Source organism: Bacillus mycoides, from assembly GCF_000832605.1.
In the GTDB taxonomy this organism is placed as follows: Bacteria; Bacillota; Bacilli; order Bacillales; family Bacillaceae_G; genus Bacillus_A; species Bacillus_A mycoides.
Window position 1 is genome coordinate 2,037,649 of sequence record NZ_CP009692.1, and the last position, 16,265, is coordinate 2,053,913.

Consider the following 16,265-nt stretch of genomic DNA (forward strand, 5'->3'; position numbering starts at 1 on the left):
TATGTTAAATCCATCAATTGACTCATTATTAACAAAAATCGATTCTAAATATACACTTGTAACAGTAGCTGCAAAGCGTGCACGTGAAATGCAAATTGCTGACAATTGTGTTATTGAAAAGCCTGTTTCTTATAAATGTGTAGGTAAAGCATTAGAAGAAATCGATTTAGAAGTATTAAAATATGTACCAAGCGATGACACAATAATTGATTAAGACATTCTTTTCGACAAATTAAAACATAGACTTTATAATTTTCTATGTAACGGTAACAACCTATTTACAAGTAGGTTGTTATTTTTTTACGATAGGGATGAAAAGGAATCGAAAAAGACGGAACGAAATACTGGTACTGACGAGCTGGAAATTCTATTTCAGTAGAATAAGTTTGAAAAAGAAAGAGGACGAGTCATATGCTAAAAGGGAAAAAGATACTTCTATGTGTAACAGGAGGCATTGCAGTTTTTAAAGCGGCTGCGTTAACAAGTAAATTGACACAAGCTGGCGCTCTTGTAAAAGTAATGATGAGTGAGTCGGCAATGAAGTTTGTTACGCCTCTTACATTTCAAGCACTTTCTCGCCATGATGTATATACGGATACGTTTGATGAGAGAGACTCCGCTGTTATTGCTCATATTGATTTAGCGGATTGGGCAGATGTTGTACTTGTTGCACCTGCTACAGCTAATTGCATTGGAAAGTTAGCTGGCGGTATTGCTGATGATATGATTACAACTACTTTGTTAGCTACTACAGCTCCAGTGTGGATTGCACCTGCTATGAATGTGCATATGTATGAAAATAAAATTGTTCAAAAAAACATGATGACGTTAAAAACATTAGGATATACATTTATTGAGCCTGGGGAAGGTTTTTTAGCATGTGGTTATGTAGCAAAAGGAAGACTGGAAGAACCTGAAGCAATTATTGGACGATTAGAAGAGGCTTTCTCGGAACAACAACCATTGCAAGGAAAACGAATATTAATAACAGCTGGACCGACACGTGAAAAGATTGATCCGGTTCGTTTTATGACGAATTTTTCTTCTGGAAAGATGGGGTATGCGATCGCAGAAGTTGCAGCAGGCTTAGGTGCTGATGTCATACTTGTGTCAGGACCGACAGCATTAGAGTCACCATTACATGTCACAACAATACAAGTGGAATCTGCACAAGATATGTTAGAGGCAGTCCTTCAGTATTATCAGAGTGTGGATGTTGTCATCAAAACAGCAGCCGTTGCAGATTACCGTCCGAAATATGTTCATGATAATAAAATGAAAAAGAAAAATGGCGATGCTGTAATTGAATTAGAAAGAACAGTGGATATTTTAAAAACGTTAGGTGAGAAGAAGGACCGACAGTTACTTATCGGTTTCGCAGCTGAAACGACAAACATAGAGGAATACGCAACGAGAAAATTACGTGAGAAAAATGCAAATATGATTGTTGCGAATGACGTGAAAGCGCAAGGAGCTGGGTTTGGTACGGATACAAATATTGTGACAATGTATAGAAAAGATGGAGAAATCATTGAGCTGCCACTTTTAACGAAGAAAGAAGTGGCTCGTGAAATATTAAAGCAAATAGAAATGATGTTAGAAGATGATTATGTATGAAGTTTGCAAGTGTAATTGTTGATGTACCTGCACGTCAAACAGATCGACCGTTTGATTATATTATCCCTAAAAAATGGGAAGATATCGTGCAAACAGGAATGCGTGTAGTAGTCCCATTCGGTCCGAGGAAATTGCAAGGTTTTATTATTGGCATAAAGGATTCGGTTGAACTAGAAAGTAAAAAGTTAAAAGCGTTGTATGAAATATTAGATGTCACTCCGGTTTTAAATGATGAATTATTAAAACTTGGGTATTGGCTTACAAGTGAAACGTTATGTTATATGATTTCAGCTTTTCAGGTGATGCTTCCGACGGCGATTAAAGCAACATATAAAAAGCGTCTGCAACTTCGTAACCGAGAAGAAGTAGCACCAGAAATTCTTTCTTTATTTCAAGGGAAGGAAACGATAGATTGGGAAGTTATCGAAGCACAGCCGCACCTATATCGCACTATTCAACAAGAAATTAAAAATGGTACGACTGAAGTGGTTTATCAAGTAAAGGATAAAGTGCAGAAGAAGAAACAAAGAGTAGTTCAACCGGAGTTGCCGGCAGATAAATTGGAATTAGCAGCATTTGAACTGAAAAGTAAAAAACAACAAGATGTACTCTATTATTTTGTAGAAAACTACAAAAGTGTACCGTTAAAAAATTTAACAGAAGAATTACAAATAACAGATGCTCCAATAAAAGCACTTGTTAAAAAGGGTCTAATCTCAGAAAAGTATGTAGAGGTATACCGGAGTCCGTATGACGATGATGATTTTGAACAAACGAAACCATTTCCGCTTACTGAGGAACAAAAACAAGTAATTACACCGATTTTGTCATCAATTACAAATGAAACTTACAATCCATTTTTATTATATGGTGTTACAGGAAGTGGTAAGACTGAAGTGTATTTACAATCTATAGCAGCGGTGCTCGAGAAAGGAAAAGAAGCAATTGTGCTTGTTCCTGAAATTGCGCTAACGCCCCAGATGGTAGATCGCTTTAAAGGTAGGTTCGGTTCGCAAGTTGCAGTTCTTCACAGTGCGCTTTCTGTTGGCGAGAAATATGATGAATGGCGAAAGATATTAAGAAAAGAAGTGAAAGTTGTAGTTGGTGCGCGTTCAGCTATTTTTGCTCCATTCGAAAATTTAGGAATCATTATTATTGATGAAGAGCATGAATCAAGTTATAAGCAAGAGGATAACCCAAAGTATCATGCAAGAGATGTAGCAGTGTGGAGAGGACAATACCATAAGTGTCCAATCGTTCTCGGAAGTGCAACGCCGACACTTGAATCGTTTGCTAGAGCGAAAAAAGGTGTCTATGGGTTGCTTACAATGGAAAAACGTATGAACAAACAAGCTTTGCCGACTGTAGAAATTGTTGATATGCGTGAAGAGCTTCGTGATGGAAATCGCTCAATGTTTTCAAAGGCACTGCATGAAAAAATAGCAGATCGATTAGAAAAAAAAGAACAAATGGTTCTCTTTTTAAATAGAAGGGGTCATTCTACGTTTGTGATGTGTCGTGATTGTGGGTATGTCGTACAATGTCCGCATTGTGATATTTCGTTGACATATCACAAAATGAACCATCGTTTAAAGTGTCATTATTGTAGTCATGAGGAAAATATGCCAACGGAGTGTCCTGCTTGTAATAGTACGTATATTCGTTTCTTTGGTACAGGGACGCAAAAGGTTGAAGAAGAAATCACAAAACTATTCCCTGAGGCGCGGGTCATTCGAATGGATGTGGATACAACAAGCCGTAAAGGAATGCATGAAAAATTATTAAAGGCGTTTGGTGAAGAGAAAGCAGATATATTACTTGGAACACAAATGATTGCAAAAGGGCTTGATTTTCCGAAGGTGACGCTTGTTGGCGTTTTAACGGCGGATACGATGCTTCATCTACCTGATTTTCGGGCGAGTGAAAAGACGTATCAGCTATTGACACAAGTGAGTGGACGTGCAGGAAGACATGAATTGCCAGGTGAAGTTGTAATTCAAACGTATACGCCGGAACATTACAGTGTAGAATTAGCAAAGAATCAACAATATGATGTATTTTATGAGCACGAAATGCAAATGAGGCAAATGAGACAATATCCGCCATATTACTACGTTGTACTTGTAACTGTATCTCATCCGGAGTTATTAAAGGCAGTCCAAGTGACGGAAAAAATTGTCGGTCATTTACGAACGCATTGTTCAAGGCAAACGATGGTGTTAGGGCCGGTTGCTTCAGCAATTCCAAGGATAAAAGATAGATATCGTTACCAATGCATGATAAAATACAAACGGGAACCAAACTTAAAGAACGTGCTCAAAATGGTAAATGAACATTATCAAGCAGAAATGCAAAAAGAGCTACAAATCTCAATTGATTTTAATCCAACAATGTTAATGTAGCGGAGGGAAATATGGCAGTTTTAGAAATTGTAAAGCATCCAAATGAAGTGTTAGAAACACCATGCGAAAGAGTAATTAACTTTGATAAAAAGTTAGTGAAATTGTTAAAAGATATGCATGAAACAATGTTAATTGCAGACGGAGTTGGTTTAGCTGCGCCACAAGTGGGTGTAAGCTTACAAGTTGCTGTTGTTGATATAGGTGATGATACGGGTAAAATTGAATTAATTAATCCTGTTATTTTAGAAAAACGTGGTGAACAAGTAGGTCCCGAAGGCTGCTTAAGCTTTCCGGGACTTTATGGTGAAGTGGAGCGTGCAGATTACATTAAAGTACGTGCACAAAATCGTCGCGGTAAAATATTTTTATTAGAAGCGGATGACTTCTTAGCGCGTGCAATTCAGCATGAAATCGATCATTTACACGGTGTTTTATTTACATCTAAAGTGAAAAGGTATTATGAAGCAGGCGAATTAGAATAGGTTTAAAAGGAGCGGTTTTTGAATGATGAAAGTAGTATTTATGGGGACACCGGACTTTTCTGTGCCGGTGCTTCGTCGTCTTATCGAGGACGGATATGACGTAGTTGGTGTTGTAACGCAACCTGATCGTCCAGTTGGTAGAAAAAAGGTTTTAACACCTACTCCTGTTAAAGTAGAAGCGGAGAAACATGGTATTCCAGTAGTACAGCCGTTAAAAATTCGTGAAAAAGACGAATATGAAAAAGTATTAGCACTAGAGCCAGACTTAATTGTAACAGCAGCATTTGGACAAATCGTACCGAATGAAATTTTAGAAGCGCCAAAGTATGGATGTATTAATGTCCACGCATCATTACTTCCAGAACTTCGCGGTGGTGCACCAATTCATTATGCGATCATGGAAGGTAAAGAGAAAACAGGTATTACAATTATGTATATGGTAGAAAAATTAGATGCGGGCGATATATTAACGCAAGTAGAAGTAGAAATTGAAGAGCGTGAAACAACAGGTTCATTATTTGATAAGTTAAGCGAAGCAGGAGCACACCTTTTATCTAAAACGGTTCCTTTACTAATTCAGGGTAAACTAGAACCAATTAAACAAAGTGAAGCTGAAGTGACGTTTGCATATAATATAAAACGTGAGCAAGAGATAATTGATTGGACAAAAACAGGTGAAGAAGTATACAATCACATTCGCGGATTGAATCCATGGCCAGTTGCTTATACGACTTTGGCAGGACAAGTTATTAAAGTATGGTGGGGAGAGAAGGTCTCTATTACAGAGAAAGCTGAACCAGGTACAATAGTAGCTCTTGAAGAAGATGGATTTGTTGTTGCAACAGGGAACGAGACAGGCGTTAAAATCACTGAATTGCAACCATCTGGTAAAAAGCGTATGAGTTGTTCACAATTTTTACGTGGAACAAAACCTGAAATTGGTACGAAGTTAGGAGAAAATGCATGAGACAAAATGTTCGTGAGTTAGCTCTGGATGGCTTAATTCAAGTAGAAAAAAGTGGTGCATATAGCAACTTACTTTTAAATAATTTGATTGAAAAAAATACAATTGACAGAAAAGATATTGGTTTATTAACTGAAATGGTATATGGAACAATTCAACGTCGTGACACACTAGATTATTATTTACAACCATTTTTAAGAAAAAAGGTTGAAGCGTGGGTAAGAGTGTTGCTTCGCCTATCTCTATATCAAATGCTATATTTAGACCGAGTTCCAGAAAGAGCGGCTATTCATGAAGCAGTTGAGATTGCAAAGCGTCGTGGGCATAAAGGGATTTCAGGCATGGTGAACGGAGTATTGCGTTCAATTCAGCGAGAAGGTGTACCTTCGTTAGAAGAAATCGAAAATCCAGTAGAACGTCTTGCGATTGCAACGAGTCATCCAATGTGGCTTGTACAAGAATGGGCATCCGAATATGGTTTAGAGACAGCAGAGAAAATGTGTGAAGTAAATATGTTGCCACCTGTACCAACAGCACGTGTAAATGTTGATAAAGTAACGGTAGAAGAAGCGGTTGCGTTATTAGCTGATGAGGGTATAGAAGCAAAACGTGGTGAATTGTCAGAGGATGCAATTCAAATTGAAAGAGGAAATGTCGCACATACAGAAGCGTTCAAAAAAGGTTTCCTTTCTATTCAAGATGAAAGCTCAATGCTTGTAGCACGTGCTTTAGAACCGAATAAAGGAGATACAGTTCTAGATAGTTGTGCTGCTCCTGGCGGAAAAACAACTCATATTGCAGAGCGTTTGGACGGAACTGGTAAGGTAATGTCGCTTGATTTACACGCACATAAAGTACGTTTAATTGAACAACAGGCGAAGAGACTTGGTTTAGAAAATGTAGAAACGATGGCTTTAGATGCTAGAAAAGTTCAAGAGCATTTTGCAAATGAATCTTTTGACAAAATATTAGTAGATGCACCATGTTCTGGATCTGGTGTTATTAGACGTAAACCTGATATTAAGTTAGGTAAAGATAAGGGCGATAGTGAAAGGTTATCAACGATTCAACTTGCGATACTAGAAAAAATAGCACCATTGTTAAAACAAGGTGGTCGCCTTGTTTATAGTACGTGCACAATTGAAAAAATAGAAAATGAACAAGTAATAAAGCAATTTTTACAAGAGCATCCTGAATTTGAATGGGATACTACGATAAAAGATCGCATGCCAGAAAAGTTAAATCCGTATATTGATGAAGGTCAAGTACGAATTTTACCGCATTATTTTGCAACAGATGGCTTTTATATTGCTTGTTTAAGAAAGAAGGTGTAGCATCATGGAAACGACTGTAAAAAAACAAAAGAAAAATCTAGAAACAAAGAAACCATCAATTTATTCTTTACAACTTCATGAAATGCAAGATTGGTTAAAGGAACAAGGAGAACCTAAGTTCCGTGCAGGACAAATTTTTGATTGGCTATATAAAAAACGTGTAAAAAATTATGAGGATATGTCAAACCTTGCTAAAGGATTGCGCGATAAATTGTCGAATTCCTTTGATATTACTACTTTAAACACTTTAGTAAAACAAACGTCTTCGGATGGAACGATTAAATTCCTATTCCAGTTATACGATGGATACTCTATTGAAACTGTACTAATGCGACATGAATATGGAAATTCCATTTGTGTAACAACACAGGTGGGTTGCCGCATTGGCTGTACGTTCTGTGCTTCTACACTTGGTGGGTTAAAACGAAACTTAGAGGCTGGAGAAATTGTAGCGCAAGTAGTAGAAGTTCAGCGTGCGCTTGATGAAACAGAAGAACGTGTAAGTTCTCTTGTTGTTATGGGAATTGGAGAGCCATTTGATAATTATGATAACTTAATGTCATTCTTACGCATTGTAAATCATGAAAAAGGAATTCATATTGGTGCAAGACATATGACAGTTTCAACAAGTGGAATTGTTCCAAAAATTTATAAGTTCGCTGAAGAAGATATGCAAATTAATTTTGCGATTTCATTGCATGCTGCAAATACAGAGATACGTTCAAAATTAATGCCGATCAACCGTGCTTATAAGCTACCTGATTTAATGGAAGCTGTTAAATACTATGTAAATAGAACAGGGCGTCGTATTACATTTGAATATGGCTTATTTGGAGGAGAAAATGACCAAGTTGAGCACGCTGAAGAACTTGCTGCGCTCTTAAAAGGTGTAAAATGTCATGTAAACTTAATTCCGGTAAACTACGTGCCAGAACGTGATTATGTACGTACGCCACGAGAGCAAATTTTCTTATTTGAAAAGACGCTAAAAGATCGTGGAGTGAATGTAACCATTCGCCGTGAACAAGGTCATGATATTGATGCAGCCTGCGGTCAGTTGCGTGCAAAGGAGCGCAAAGAAGAGACGAGGTGACTAGATGAAAGCCGTGTTTCTATCGGATAAAGGAAAAGTTCGTCAACATAATGAAGATAGTGCAGGAGTTTTTCGCAATTTAGATGGAAATATTTTAGCGGTAGTAGCAGATGGAATGGGAGGTCATCGAGCTGGCGATGTAGCTAGCTCGATGGCTATTCAATTATTCCATGATTATTGGAAGCAAACGCATAATATGAATGAGCCTAAAAAGGTAGAAAAGTGGTTACATACTAACGTTGGAATTATTAATGAGCGCATATATGCTTACTCTCAGCAGCATGCAGAATGTAATGGCATGGGAACAACACTTATAATAGCCATTTGTACATCGAATTTTGTGACGATAGGTCATATAGGAGATAGTCGTTGTTATATGGTATCAGAGGGGAAAATGACGCTTGTAACGGAAGATCATTCGCTTGTAAATGAACTTGTAAGACATGGCGAAATTTCAAAGGAAGATGCAGAATATCACCCGAAAAAGAATGTTTTGTTAAGAGCATTAGGAAATGAAGAAACAGTTGGATTAGATGTTAAAACATTGGTGCTTGAAGAAGATGATCAATTACTTCTTTGCTCGGATGGATTGTCTAACAAAGTTTCTATTGCTGATATGCAACAAATTTTACAATTGAATGAACAGCTCGAGGCGAAGGGAGAGCATCTCATTCAATTAGCAAATGATCGTGGTGGAGAAGATAATATTACCCTCGTTATTATTGATTATACGGATTCGACAAACGAAAGTAGGTGAAGTGCAACGTGCTGATTGGAAAACGCTTAAATGACCGTTATAAGCTGCTGAAAATGATTGGCGGTGGAGGAATGGCCAATGTATATTTAGCTCATGATGATATACTCGGCCGAGATGTAGCGGTAAAAATATTAAGACTCGACTATTCAAATAATGAAGAGTTTATTAAACGTTTCCATCGAGAAGCGCAATCTGTTACAACGTTGTCGCATCCAAATATTGTGAATATGTATGATGTTGGGGAAGAGGATGATATATATTATCTTGTAATGGAATATGTACCTGGACGAACATTGAAGCAATACATAATTGATCGAGGGATGTTACCGATAGGAGAGGCTCTTGATATAATGGAGCAGTTAACGTCCGCTATGGCACACGCCCATCATTTTGAGATTGTACATCGTGATATTAAACCGCACAATATTTTGATTCGAGATGACGGAGTGGTCAAAGTAACAGACTTTGGAATTGCGACAGCTACAAGTGCAGCAACAATTACACATACAAATTCGGTGCTCGGTTCGGTGCATTATTTATCACCAGAACAAGCGCGCGGCGGTATAGCGAATAAACAATCAGATATTTATTCACTTGGGATTGTTATGTTTGAATTGTTAACAGGAAGACAACCGTTTTCTGGTGAATCTGCTGTTGCAATTGCGTTAAAACATTTACAAAATGAAATGCCATCTCCAAAAAGATGGAATGACAATATTCCACAAAGTGTTGAAAATATTATATTAAAGGCAACTGCGAAAGATCCGTTCCATCGATATCAATCTGCTAACGCGATGAAACGAGATATTGAAACAGCACTATACCCAGAACGAATAAATGAACAACCATTTTACATACCAGAAGATATGGAAGCAACGAAAGCGATTCCAATTATTCAACAAGAACAACTATTTCAAAATGTAAGTGATGAAACGATTGTATTAAAAGGAAGTAAAGTGGATGAACAAGTAAGAAAAGAAGAGACCAAATCAGGTAAGAAGAAAAAGCGAAATAATAAATGGCTGAAAGTTTTAATTACAACATTTTTACTTTTAGCGATAGGGATAACATTAGCACTTACTGTTATTCCAGGCTTCTTTATTCCGAAAGATGTGAAGGTTCCTGATGTGGCTGGTATGAAATATACGACAGCTGTAAATACATTAGTTGAAAAAGGTTTTGAAGTTACTGAACCTAATCTTGTATATACAGATGATGTTGAAGCCGGAAAAGTGATAAAAACAGATCCTATAGCAGGAAGAGTAGTGAAAGAAAACTCTAAAATTACTATCTATCAATCAGGTGGGAAAAAGAAAAGTAAGATGCGTGATTTGACAGGAAAAGATTTCGAGAGTATAAGAGCTGAGTTAGAAGAAGAATATAAACAAGTTACAATAAATTATATTGAAAATGATAAGCCGAAAGGTGAAATTGTAGAGCAAATACCAACGCCTGATCAAATGGTTATAGAGACAGAACAAGAACTGAAAATTTGGGTAAGTAAAGGACCTTATCAAATAAGACCAGGTGATTTTTCAGGATGGACTGAAAATAGTGTAAAAGGTTATTTAAATGAAAGAAAGCTTGTTTCTGATATAAAAAGAGAGTATTCAGATACGGTTGATAAAGGTCTTGTTATTTCACAGTTACCAAAGCCTGGGACACCTTTAAAAGAAGGAGATAAAGTATCGATTGTTATCTCCGATGGTCCGAAGCCTAAAGTGACGAAAACGGTAAAAGTGGATAACATTTCTATCCCATATGAAGCTTCTGCAACAGGTGAGAAAAAGCCGCAAACAATAGAAATTTATAAAGAAGATATGCAGCAAAAAATGGATAAACCAGTTGAAACGAGAACAATTACTGAGTCAGCGATTATTTCTTTAGAATTTGTAATTCAAGAAGGTGCAAAGGGACACTATAAAATTGTCCGAGATGGAGTAACGATTATGGACAAGGAAGTACCATATCCAGCTCAATAATAGTGAATTCCATCGTCCTTATATAGAAGATGGAATTTATTACTCTTGCCTGTTATGCTGTCTACATCGTGGACTGTATAACAGGCAAAAATATATGATTCAAAAAGCTGTAAAAGTGATACTGTTGTAAATAATATTTCAAATTTGATGGTAGATTAAATATATGAACCTGGATATATATTTGGTGGGCTTTGAACTAATTGTTTAAAGAACGCTAGTCTATTCATATTTAATTGCAGTTTCATTTTATACAAAATAAAGGAGAATTATATGCCAGAAGGAAAAATTGTAAAAGCTCTAAGTGGGTTTTATTATGTGCAGAATGAGGAAGGGATTACACAATGTCGTGGGCGTGGTGTATTTAGAAAGAATAAAATTACGCCACTTGTAGGAGACCAAGTTGTTTTTCAAGCGGATAATCCGAATGAAGGTTATGTGTTAGAAGTATTTGATCGGAAAAATGAACTTGTTAGACCTCCTATTGCTAATGTTGATCAAGCTATTCTTGTTTTCTCTGCGGTAGAACCAGATTTTAATCCAGGACTGTTAGATCGATTTTTAGTATTAATTGAATATCATAACATTAAACCGATTATTTGTATTAGTAAGATGGATTTAGTAGATGAAAAAATGAGAGAAACTGTTGAATCTTATGCAAATGATTATCGTGAAATGGGTTATGATGTGTTGTTTACTTCTATAAATACATCGGAAAGTATTGATATTCTGAAACCATTCTTAGAAGGTTGTATTTCCGTCGTTGCAGGCCAATCTGGTGTTGGGAAATCTTCAATGCTAAACGTATTACGTCCAGATTTAGAATTGAAAACTAATGATATTTCTTCACATTTAGGACGTGGAAAGCATACGACAAGACACGTAGAATTAATTACAGTTGGAAGCGGACTTGTTGCGGATACACCTGGTTTTAGTTCGCTTGATTTCATAGATATAGAGGTAGAAGATCTTACATATTGTTTTCCAGAGTTGAAAGAAGCGAGCCAATACTGTAAATTTAGAGGGTGTACACACCTTGCTGAACCGAAATGTGCGGTGAAAGCTGCGGTTGAAGAAGGAAAGATTACCGAATATCGTTATAAGAATTACAAACAATTCGTAGAAGAAATTAGAGAGAGAAAGCCGAGGTATTAGTCATGATTAAAATTGCACCATCGATTTTATCAGCAGATTTTTCAAGATTAGGGGAAGAGATTAAAGATGTAGAAAAAGGCGGAGCTGACTACATTCACGTCGATGTAATGGATGGGCATTTCGTACCAAATATTACGATTGGACCATTAATTGTAGAAGCAATCCGTCCGATTACATCATTACCGTTAGATGTACATTTAATGATTGAAAATCCTGATAACTATATCCCAACTTTCGCAAAAGCGGGAGCGGATATTATTACTGTTCATGTAGAAGCGTGTCCTCATTTACATCGTACAATTCAGTTAATTAAATCTCATGACATTAAAGCAGGGGTTGTATTAAATCCGCATACTCCAGTTTCAACGATTGAGCATGTATTAGAAGATATAGACATGGTATTACTTATGACAGTAAATCCTGGATTTGGCGGGCAGAAGTTTATTCATTCTGTATTACCGAAAATCAAACAAATTGCAGAAATGGTTAAAGAGCGAAATCTAGAAGTGGAAATTGAAGTTGATGGTGGTGTCAACGCTGAAACGGCAAGACTTTGTATTGAAGCAGGAGCGAATGTTCTTGTAGCGGGATCAGCAGTATACAATCAAAAAGACCGCGGTGAAGCAATTCGTGTAATTCGCGGATAAAGAATGAACGAACCTTTATCCTAGTGAAGCTTCTAGTTCATTAAGACTTCACTATTTATACATGTTAGAGTGGCAAATAAGGAGAAAGGCAATCTACCGAATGGCAGATTGCCTTTTTACAATAGAAGGGGAAGGAAAAATGATTATTCATATTTTAGCGGGAGGACCTGCAGAATACTGCGCAGATTTTTCGCGGTATGAAAATGAAGAAGTAGTTTGGGCGGCCGTTGATAGAGGAGTGTACCGTTTGTTGAAAAGAGGAATCACTCCGGCTGTTGCTTTTGGGGATTATGATTCAGTTACTGATGAGGAATTAGCATGGATGAGGCAACAAACAAATGAATTACATATCGTCCCGCGAGAAAAAGATCAAACAGATTTAGAAATTGCAATTAGCTGGGCTTTAGAACAGAAACCAAAATTAATTCGTATTTTTGGTGCTACTGGTGGAAGACTTGATCATGGTTTAGCAAATATTCAGATGCTTTTAAAGGGATTAGAAGTAAATATAGAAATGTGTATTGTGGACAATAAAAATGAAATAATGGTGAAAAAGTTTGGTATGTATATAATTGAAGGAAACGAACATTTTCCATACGTATCATTTGTACCAGTTACTGAAAGGGTAGAAGGTATTACACTTCACGGTTTTAAGTATCCCCTTACTAATAAAACAATAGAGTGGGGATCGACACTTTGTATTAGTAATGAACTCGTTGAGGAAAAAGGTACTTTTTCATTCACTTCTGGCATATTAATGATGATAAGAAGCACTGATTGAAGAAACAATTTTGCTCCTTGCATCATATAGTGAACAAGTGGAGTAATGGGGATTAGGAGGGAAACCATGAGATTTTATACAATTAAGTTACCTAAATTTCTTGGTGGAATTGTTCGTGCGATGTTAAATACCTTCAAAAAAGACTAAAAAAAGCACCTATTACCGGTGCTTTTTCCAATGGTATAATAAAAAAAGAGCCTAGCGGCTCTTTTTTTTATTATTAAACACGTTCGATTTTGCCAGATTTTAATGCTCTAGCAGAAACGTAAACACGTTGAACTTTTCCGTCGATGCGTACGCGAACTTTTTGAAGGTTAGCGCCCCATTTACGTTTTGTAGCGTTCATTGCGTGAGAACGAGAGTTACCAGAACGAGCTTTTCTTCCAGTGATAGCACAAACACGAGCCATTTATATTTCCCTCCCTTAACTACCGTAACATACGTAATTTTTCAATATTAGTCTTTTATGCGATGCTAAAAACACTACTATAATTTAACACAACTAAAAAGAGAATGCAACACCGTAGGAAAAAGAAATCAAGAAAAAATACTTGACACTATATGTCAATGAAGAAAAGGTGAAATCAAGAAAAATTGCTTGACATATTATAGTGGTACATGTTGTATAATAACAATGGACTATTTTGCTCATCATAAAAAAATGTAATTTAAAACATAAAATATGAGAGTGAAAAAGAAAGAACGATGGAATTTTCTTTAAAAAGATTATATGATAGTAACTAAAGTAGTCTAGCTCACTTTCACCATTTATGAAGGGGGAAACGAGATGTCAATTGAAATTAAAACGAAGTACGGTCAAATTGATATTAGTACAGATGTAATTGCAACAATTGCTGGAGGTGCCGCAGTAGATTGCTACGGTATCGTAGGTATGGCATCAAAAAATCAGTTAAAAGATGGATTAACAGAAATTTTACGAAAAGAAAACTTCACTAGAGGCGTTATTGTTCGTAAAAATGAAGATGAAGTACATATTGATATGTATATTATTGTGAGCTATGGTACGAAAATTTCAGAAGTAGCACATAACGTGCAGACTAAAGTGAAATATACATTAGATCAAACTGTAGGACTAGCAGTAGATTCTGTAAACATCTACGTACAAGGAGTTAAAGTAATAAACTTGTAATGTGCATTAAGGAGGAAAATCTGTGTCAATTCAAAAAATTGATGGAAAACGTTTATCACAAATGATCATTCAAGGAGCCAATAATTTAACAAATAATGTTCAGCTTGTTGATGCATTAAACGTATTCCCAGTTCCAGATGGCGATACCGGTACAAACATGAACTTATCAATGACTTCAGGCGCACGTGAAGTGAAAACAAATCCTTCGCAGCATGCTGGTAAAGTCGGTGTAAGTTTAGCCAAAGGATTATTAATGGGAGCTCGTGGTAACTCTGGGGTTATTTTATCTCAGTTATTCCGTGGTTTCTCTAAATCCATTGAACAAAAAGAAGAATTAACGACAGTTGATTTTGCTGCAGCTTTAGAAGCTGGAGTAGAGGCAGCTTACAAAGCGGTTATGAAACCAATTGAAGGAACGATTTTAACGGTTGCAAGAGAAACGGGTAAATATGCAGTGACAGTTGCGAAAAAACAGCGCGACTTTGTTTTGTTTATGGAAGACGTTGTAAAAGAAGCAAACGCATCGTTAAATCGTACGCCAGATTTATTACCTGTATTAAAACAAGTTGGCGTTGTAGATAGCGGTGGTAAAGGTCTTGTTGTTGTATATGAAGGATTTTTAGCTGACTTAAAAGGAGAAACGATTTCTTCTAATATGCCTGCCCAACCATCTATGAATGACATGGTACGTGCAGAACATCACCGTAGTGTACAAAGCCAATTGAGTACAGAAGATATTAAGTATGGATATTGTACGGAATTCATGGTGAAATTAGAGCCTGGAAAAATGAAGGAACATAATTTCTCTGAACAAAAATTCCGTGAAGATATTAGTGTGTACGGAGATTCACTACTTGTTGTATCGGATGATGAGGTTGTAAAGGTTCATATTCATGCGGAACATCCTGGAGATCCTATGAACTATGGACAACGTTACGGTAGTCTAATTAAGATCAAAGTAGAAAATATGCGTGAACAGCATACTGCTTTATTAGATGAACCTACCATGGTACCTGAACAAACGAATCAGCCAATAGAGAAACAACCGTATGGTATTGTAACTGTAGCTATGGGATCGGGTATTAAAACTCTATTTGAGAGCATTGGTGCAACGAAAGTTATCGAAGGTGGCCAAACGATGAATCCGAGTACGGAGGATATTGTGAAGGCGATTGAAGAGGCAAATGCTGAAAAAATCATCATCTTACCAAATAACGGGAATATCGTGATGGCAGCAGAACAAGCAGCGTCAGTTGTAGAACAAGAAGTTATTGTTATTCGTTCAAAAACAGTTCCTCAAGGTATGGCTGCAATGTTAGCATTTAATCCAGTTGGAACGCTAGAAGAGAATGAAGAAAACATGAAAGAAGCTTTAACTCATGTGAAAACAGGTCAGATTACGTATGCTGTTCGTGATACGGAAATTGACGGTGTAGCGATTCAAAAAGATGATTTCATGTGTATTGCAGATGGGAAAATTGTATCTACAAATGCTGAGAAAGTAGGAGCTGCAAAGCAATTACTAGAAGCGCTAATTGATGAGGATTCTGAAATCGTAACGATTCTACAAGGTGAAGATGCAACAGATGAAGAAGTGGCTAAATTAGTTGCGTTTGTAGAAGAGAACTTTGAAGATGCAGAAGTAGAAGTACATGCAGGGAACCAACCGGTGTATTCTTTCATCTTCTCTGTAGAATAAGAAAAGATTCGATTTGAAAATAAATGGGTTACTTACTTGCTAATGGATAAGAAATAGTGATATGAAGTTTATTACTAGTTTTTATTCAAAAGGCTAGCATATTGATGATAGAAAAGAGCCTTGCTGCTAATAGTGAGGCTCTTTTCTTACGTATTGTACAACTTTGTTTTATCCCGCTATTTGTGGGCAGTAAAACTTCCACCCC

Annotated in this window: 16 protein-coding genes; 15 read left to right on the plus strand and 1 reads right to left on the minus strand. The window is 36.7% G+C overall.

The window, feature by feature from the left end:
* Position 1 precedes the first annotated feature (1 nt).
* From rpoZ to spoVM, 13 genes are all read left to right on the plus strand, one after another.
* The gene (gene rpoZ, locus BG05_RS12555) at positions 2-214 is read left to right on the plus strand and encodes a DNA-directed RNA polymerase subunit omega (protein WP_002014493.1); all 213 of its coding nucleotides are present in this window, start codon (positions 2-4) and stop codon (positions 212-214) included.
* 197 nt (positions 215-411) lie between these two features.
* On the plus strand, positions 412-1,617 hold the full coding sequence (gene coaBC / locus BG05_RS12560; RefSeq protein ID WP_002185056.1) for a bifunctional phosphopantothenoylcysteine decarboxylase/phosphopantothenate--cysteine ligase CoaBC: 1,206 nt from the start codon (positions 412-414) through the stop codon (positions 1,615-1,617).
* Positions 1,614-4,019 carry a primosomal protein N' gene (gene priA, locus BG05_RS12565; protein WP_002128835.1) on the plus strand — a complete coding sequence of 802 codons (2,406 nt, stop codon included), beginning with the start codon at positions 1,614-1,616 and terminating at the stop codon, positions 4,017-4,019. Before coaBC ends, priA begins: the two co-directional genes overlap by 4 nt.
* Before the next feature lie 11 nt (positions 4,020-4,030).
* Positions 4,031-4,501 (plus strand): peptide deformylase, encoded by a 471-nt coding sequence (gene def / locus BG05_RS12570; protein ID WP_002014496.1) that lies wholly within the window; start codon positions 4,031-4,033, stop codon positions 4,499-4,501.
* A 22-nt stretch (positions 4,502-4,523) separates the two neighbouring features.
* Positions 4,524-5,468 carry a methionyl-tRNA formyltransferase gene (gene fmt / locus BG05_RS12575; protein ID WP_002014498.1) on the plus strand — a complete coding sequence of 315 codons (945 nt, stop codon included), beginning with the start codon at positions 4,524-4,526 and terminating at the stop codon, positions 5,466-5,468.
* On the plus strand, positions 5,465-6,799 hold the full coding sequence (gene rsmB, locus BG05_RS12580; protein WP_033734211.1) for a 16S rRNA (cytosine(967)-C(5))-methyltransferase RsmB: 1,335 nt from the start codon (positions 5,465-5,467) through the stop codon (positions 6,797-6,799). The genes fmt and rsmB overlap by 4 nt, the downstream gene beginning before the upstream one ends.
* A gap of 4 nt (positions 6,800-6,803) precedes the next feature.
* Positions 6,804-7,892 carry a dual-specificity RNA methyltransferase RlmN gene (gene rlmN / locus BG05_RS12585; protein ID WP_002014500.1) on the plus strand — a complete coding sequence of 363 codons (1,089 nt, stop codon included), beginning with the start codon at positions 6,804-6,806 and terminating at the stop codon, positions 7,890-7,892.
* Positions 7,893-7,896: 4 nt separating this feature from the next.
* Positions 7,897-8,649 carry a Stp1/IreP family PP2C-type Ser/Thr phosphatase gene (locus BG05_RS12590; protein ID WP_002066780.1) on the plus strand — a complete coding sequence of 251 codons (753 nt, stop codon included), beginning with the start codon at positions 7,897-7,899 and terminating at the stop codon, positions 8,647-8,649.
* A gap of 8 nt (positions 8,650-8,657) precedes the next feature.
* Positions 8,658-10,631, plus strand: a complete 1,974-nt coding sequence (gene pknB, locus BG05_RS12595) for a Stk1 family PASTA domain-containing Ser/Thr kinase (protein WP_002014502.1) — start codon at positions 8,658-8,660, stop codon at positions 10,629-10,631.
* Positions 10,632-10,901: 270 nt separating this feature from the next.
* Positions 10,902-11,783: a ribosome small subunit-dependent GTPase A gene (gene rsgA, locus BG05_RS12600; protein WP_002014503.1), complete on the plus strand. Its 882-nt coding sequence runs from the start codon at positions 10,902-10,904 to the stop codon at positions 11,781-11,783.
* Positions 11,784-11,785: 2 nt separating this feature from the next.
* On the plus strand, positions 11,786-12,430 hold the full coding sequence (gene rpe / locus BG05_RS12605; protein ID WP_002185059.1) for a ribulose-phosphate 3-epimerase: 645 nt from the start codon (positions 11,786-11,788) through the stop codon (positions 12,428-12,430).
* A 100-nt stretch (positions 12,431-12,530) separates the two neighbouring features.
* On the plus strand, positions 12,531-13,211 hold the full coding sequence (locus BG05_RS12610) for a thiamine diphosphokinase (protein WP_002014506.1): 681 nt from the start codon (positions 12,531-12,533) through the stop codon (positions 13,209-13,211).
* Between the two features lie 66 nt (positions 13,212-13,277).
* The gene (gene spoVM, locus BG05_RS12615) at positions 13,278-13,358 is read left to right on the plus strand and encodes a stage V sporulation protein SpoVM (protein WP_001213599.1); all 81 of its coding nucleotides are present in this window, start codon (positions 13,278-13,280) and stop codon (positions 13,356-13,358) included.
* A gap of 73 nt (positions 13,359-13,431) precedes the next feature.
* Here the strand turns inward: spoVM and rpmB are convergent, their stop codons facing one another.
* Positions 13,432-13,620 (minus strand): 50S ribosomal protein L28, encoded by a 189-nt coding sequence (gene rpmB / locus BG05_RS12620; RefSeq protein WP_000124776.1) that lies wholly within the window; start codon positions 13,618-13,620, stop codon positions 13,432-13,434.
* 378 nt (positions 13,621-13,998) lie between these two features.
* Between rpmB and BG05_RS12625 the strand changes: the two genes are divergently transcribed.
* Both BG05_RS12625 and BG05_RS12630 read left to right on the plus strand, forming a co-directional pair.
* A complete protein-coding gene (locus BG05_RS12625; protein WP_002014507.1) occupies positions 13,999-14,361 on the plus strand; it encodes an Asp23/Gls24 family envelope stress response protein in 363 nt (120 codons plus the stop codon).
* Between the two features lie 22 nt (positions 14,362-14,383).
* The gene (locus BG05_RS12630) at positions 14,384-16,060 is read left to right on the plus strand and encodes a DAK2 domain-containing protein (protein ID WP_002185060.1); all 1,677 of its coding nucleotides are present in this window, start codon (positions 14,384-14,386) and stop codon (positions 16,058-16,060) included.
* Positions 16,061-16,265 lie beyond the last annotated feature (205 nt).

What these genes read in the sequence shown, in the direction of transcription:
- rpoZ (WP_002014493.1), top strand. Translation starts at nt 2, where the DNA reads ATGTTAAATCCATCAATTGACTCATTATTAACAAAAATCGATTCTAAA.
- coaBC (WP_002185056.1), top strand. Translation starts at nt 412, where the DNA reads ATGCTAAAAGGGAAAAAGATACTTCTATGTGTAACAGGAGGCATTGCA.
- priA (WP_002128835.1), top strand. Translation starts at nt 1,614, where the DNA reads ATGAAGTTTGCAAGTGTAATTGTTGATGTACCTGCACGTCAAACAGAT.
- def (WP_002014496.1), top strand. Translation starts at nt 4,031, where the DNA reads ATGGCAGTTTTAGAAATTGTAAAGCATCCAAATGAAGTGTTAGAAACA.
- fmt (WP_002014498.1), top strand. Translation starts at nt 4,524, where the DNA reads ATGATGAAAGTAGTATTTATGGGGACACCGGACTTTTCTGTGCCGGTG.
- rsmB (WP_033734211.1), top strand. Translation starts at nt 5,465, where the DNA reads ATGAGACAAAATGTTCGTGAGTTAGCTCTGGATGGCTTAATTCAAGTA.
- rlmN (WP_002014500.1), top strand. Translation starts at nt 6,804, where the DNA reads ATGGAAACGACTGTAAAAAAACAAAAGAAAAATCTAGAAACAAAGAAA.
- BG05_RS12590 (WP_002066780.1), top strand. Translation starts at nt 7,897, where the DNA reads ATGAAAGCCGTGTTTCTATCGGATAAAGGAAAAGTTCGTCAACATAAT.
- rsgA (WP_002014503.1), top strand. Translation starts at nt 10,902, where the DNA reads ATGCCAGAAGGAAAAATTGTAAAAGCTCTAAGTGGGTTTTATTATGTG.
- rpe (WP_002185059.1), top strand. Translation starts at nt 11,786, where the DNA reads ATGATTAAAATTGCACCATCGATTTTATCAGCAGATTTTTCAAGATTA.
- BG05_RS12610 (WP_002014506.1), top strand. Translation starts at nt 12,531, where the DNA reads ATGGCAGATTGCCTTTTTACAATAGAAGGGGAAGGAAAAATGATTATT.
- spoVM (WP_001213599.1), top strand. Translation starts at nt 13,278, where the DNA reads ATGAGATTTTATACAATTAAGTTACCTAAATTTCTTGGTGGAATTGTT.
- rpmB (WP_000124776.1), bottom strand. Translation starts at nt 13,620, where the DNA reads ATGGCTCGTGTTTGTGCTATCACTGGAAGAAAAGCTCGTTCTGGTAAC.
- BG05_RS12625 (WP_002014507.1), top strand. Translation starts at nt 13,999, where the DNA reads ATGTCAATTGAAATTAAAACGAAGTACGGTCAAATTGATATTAGTACA.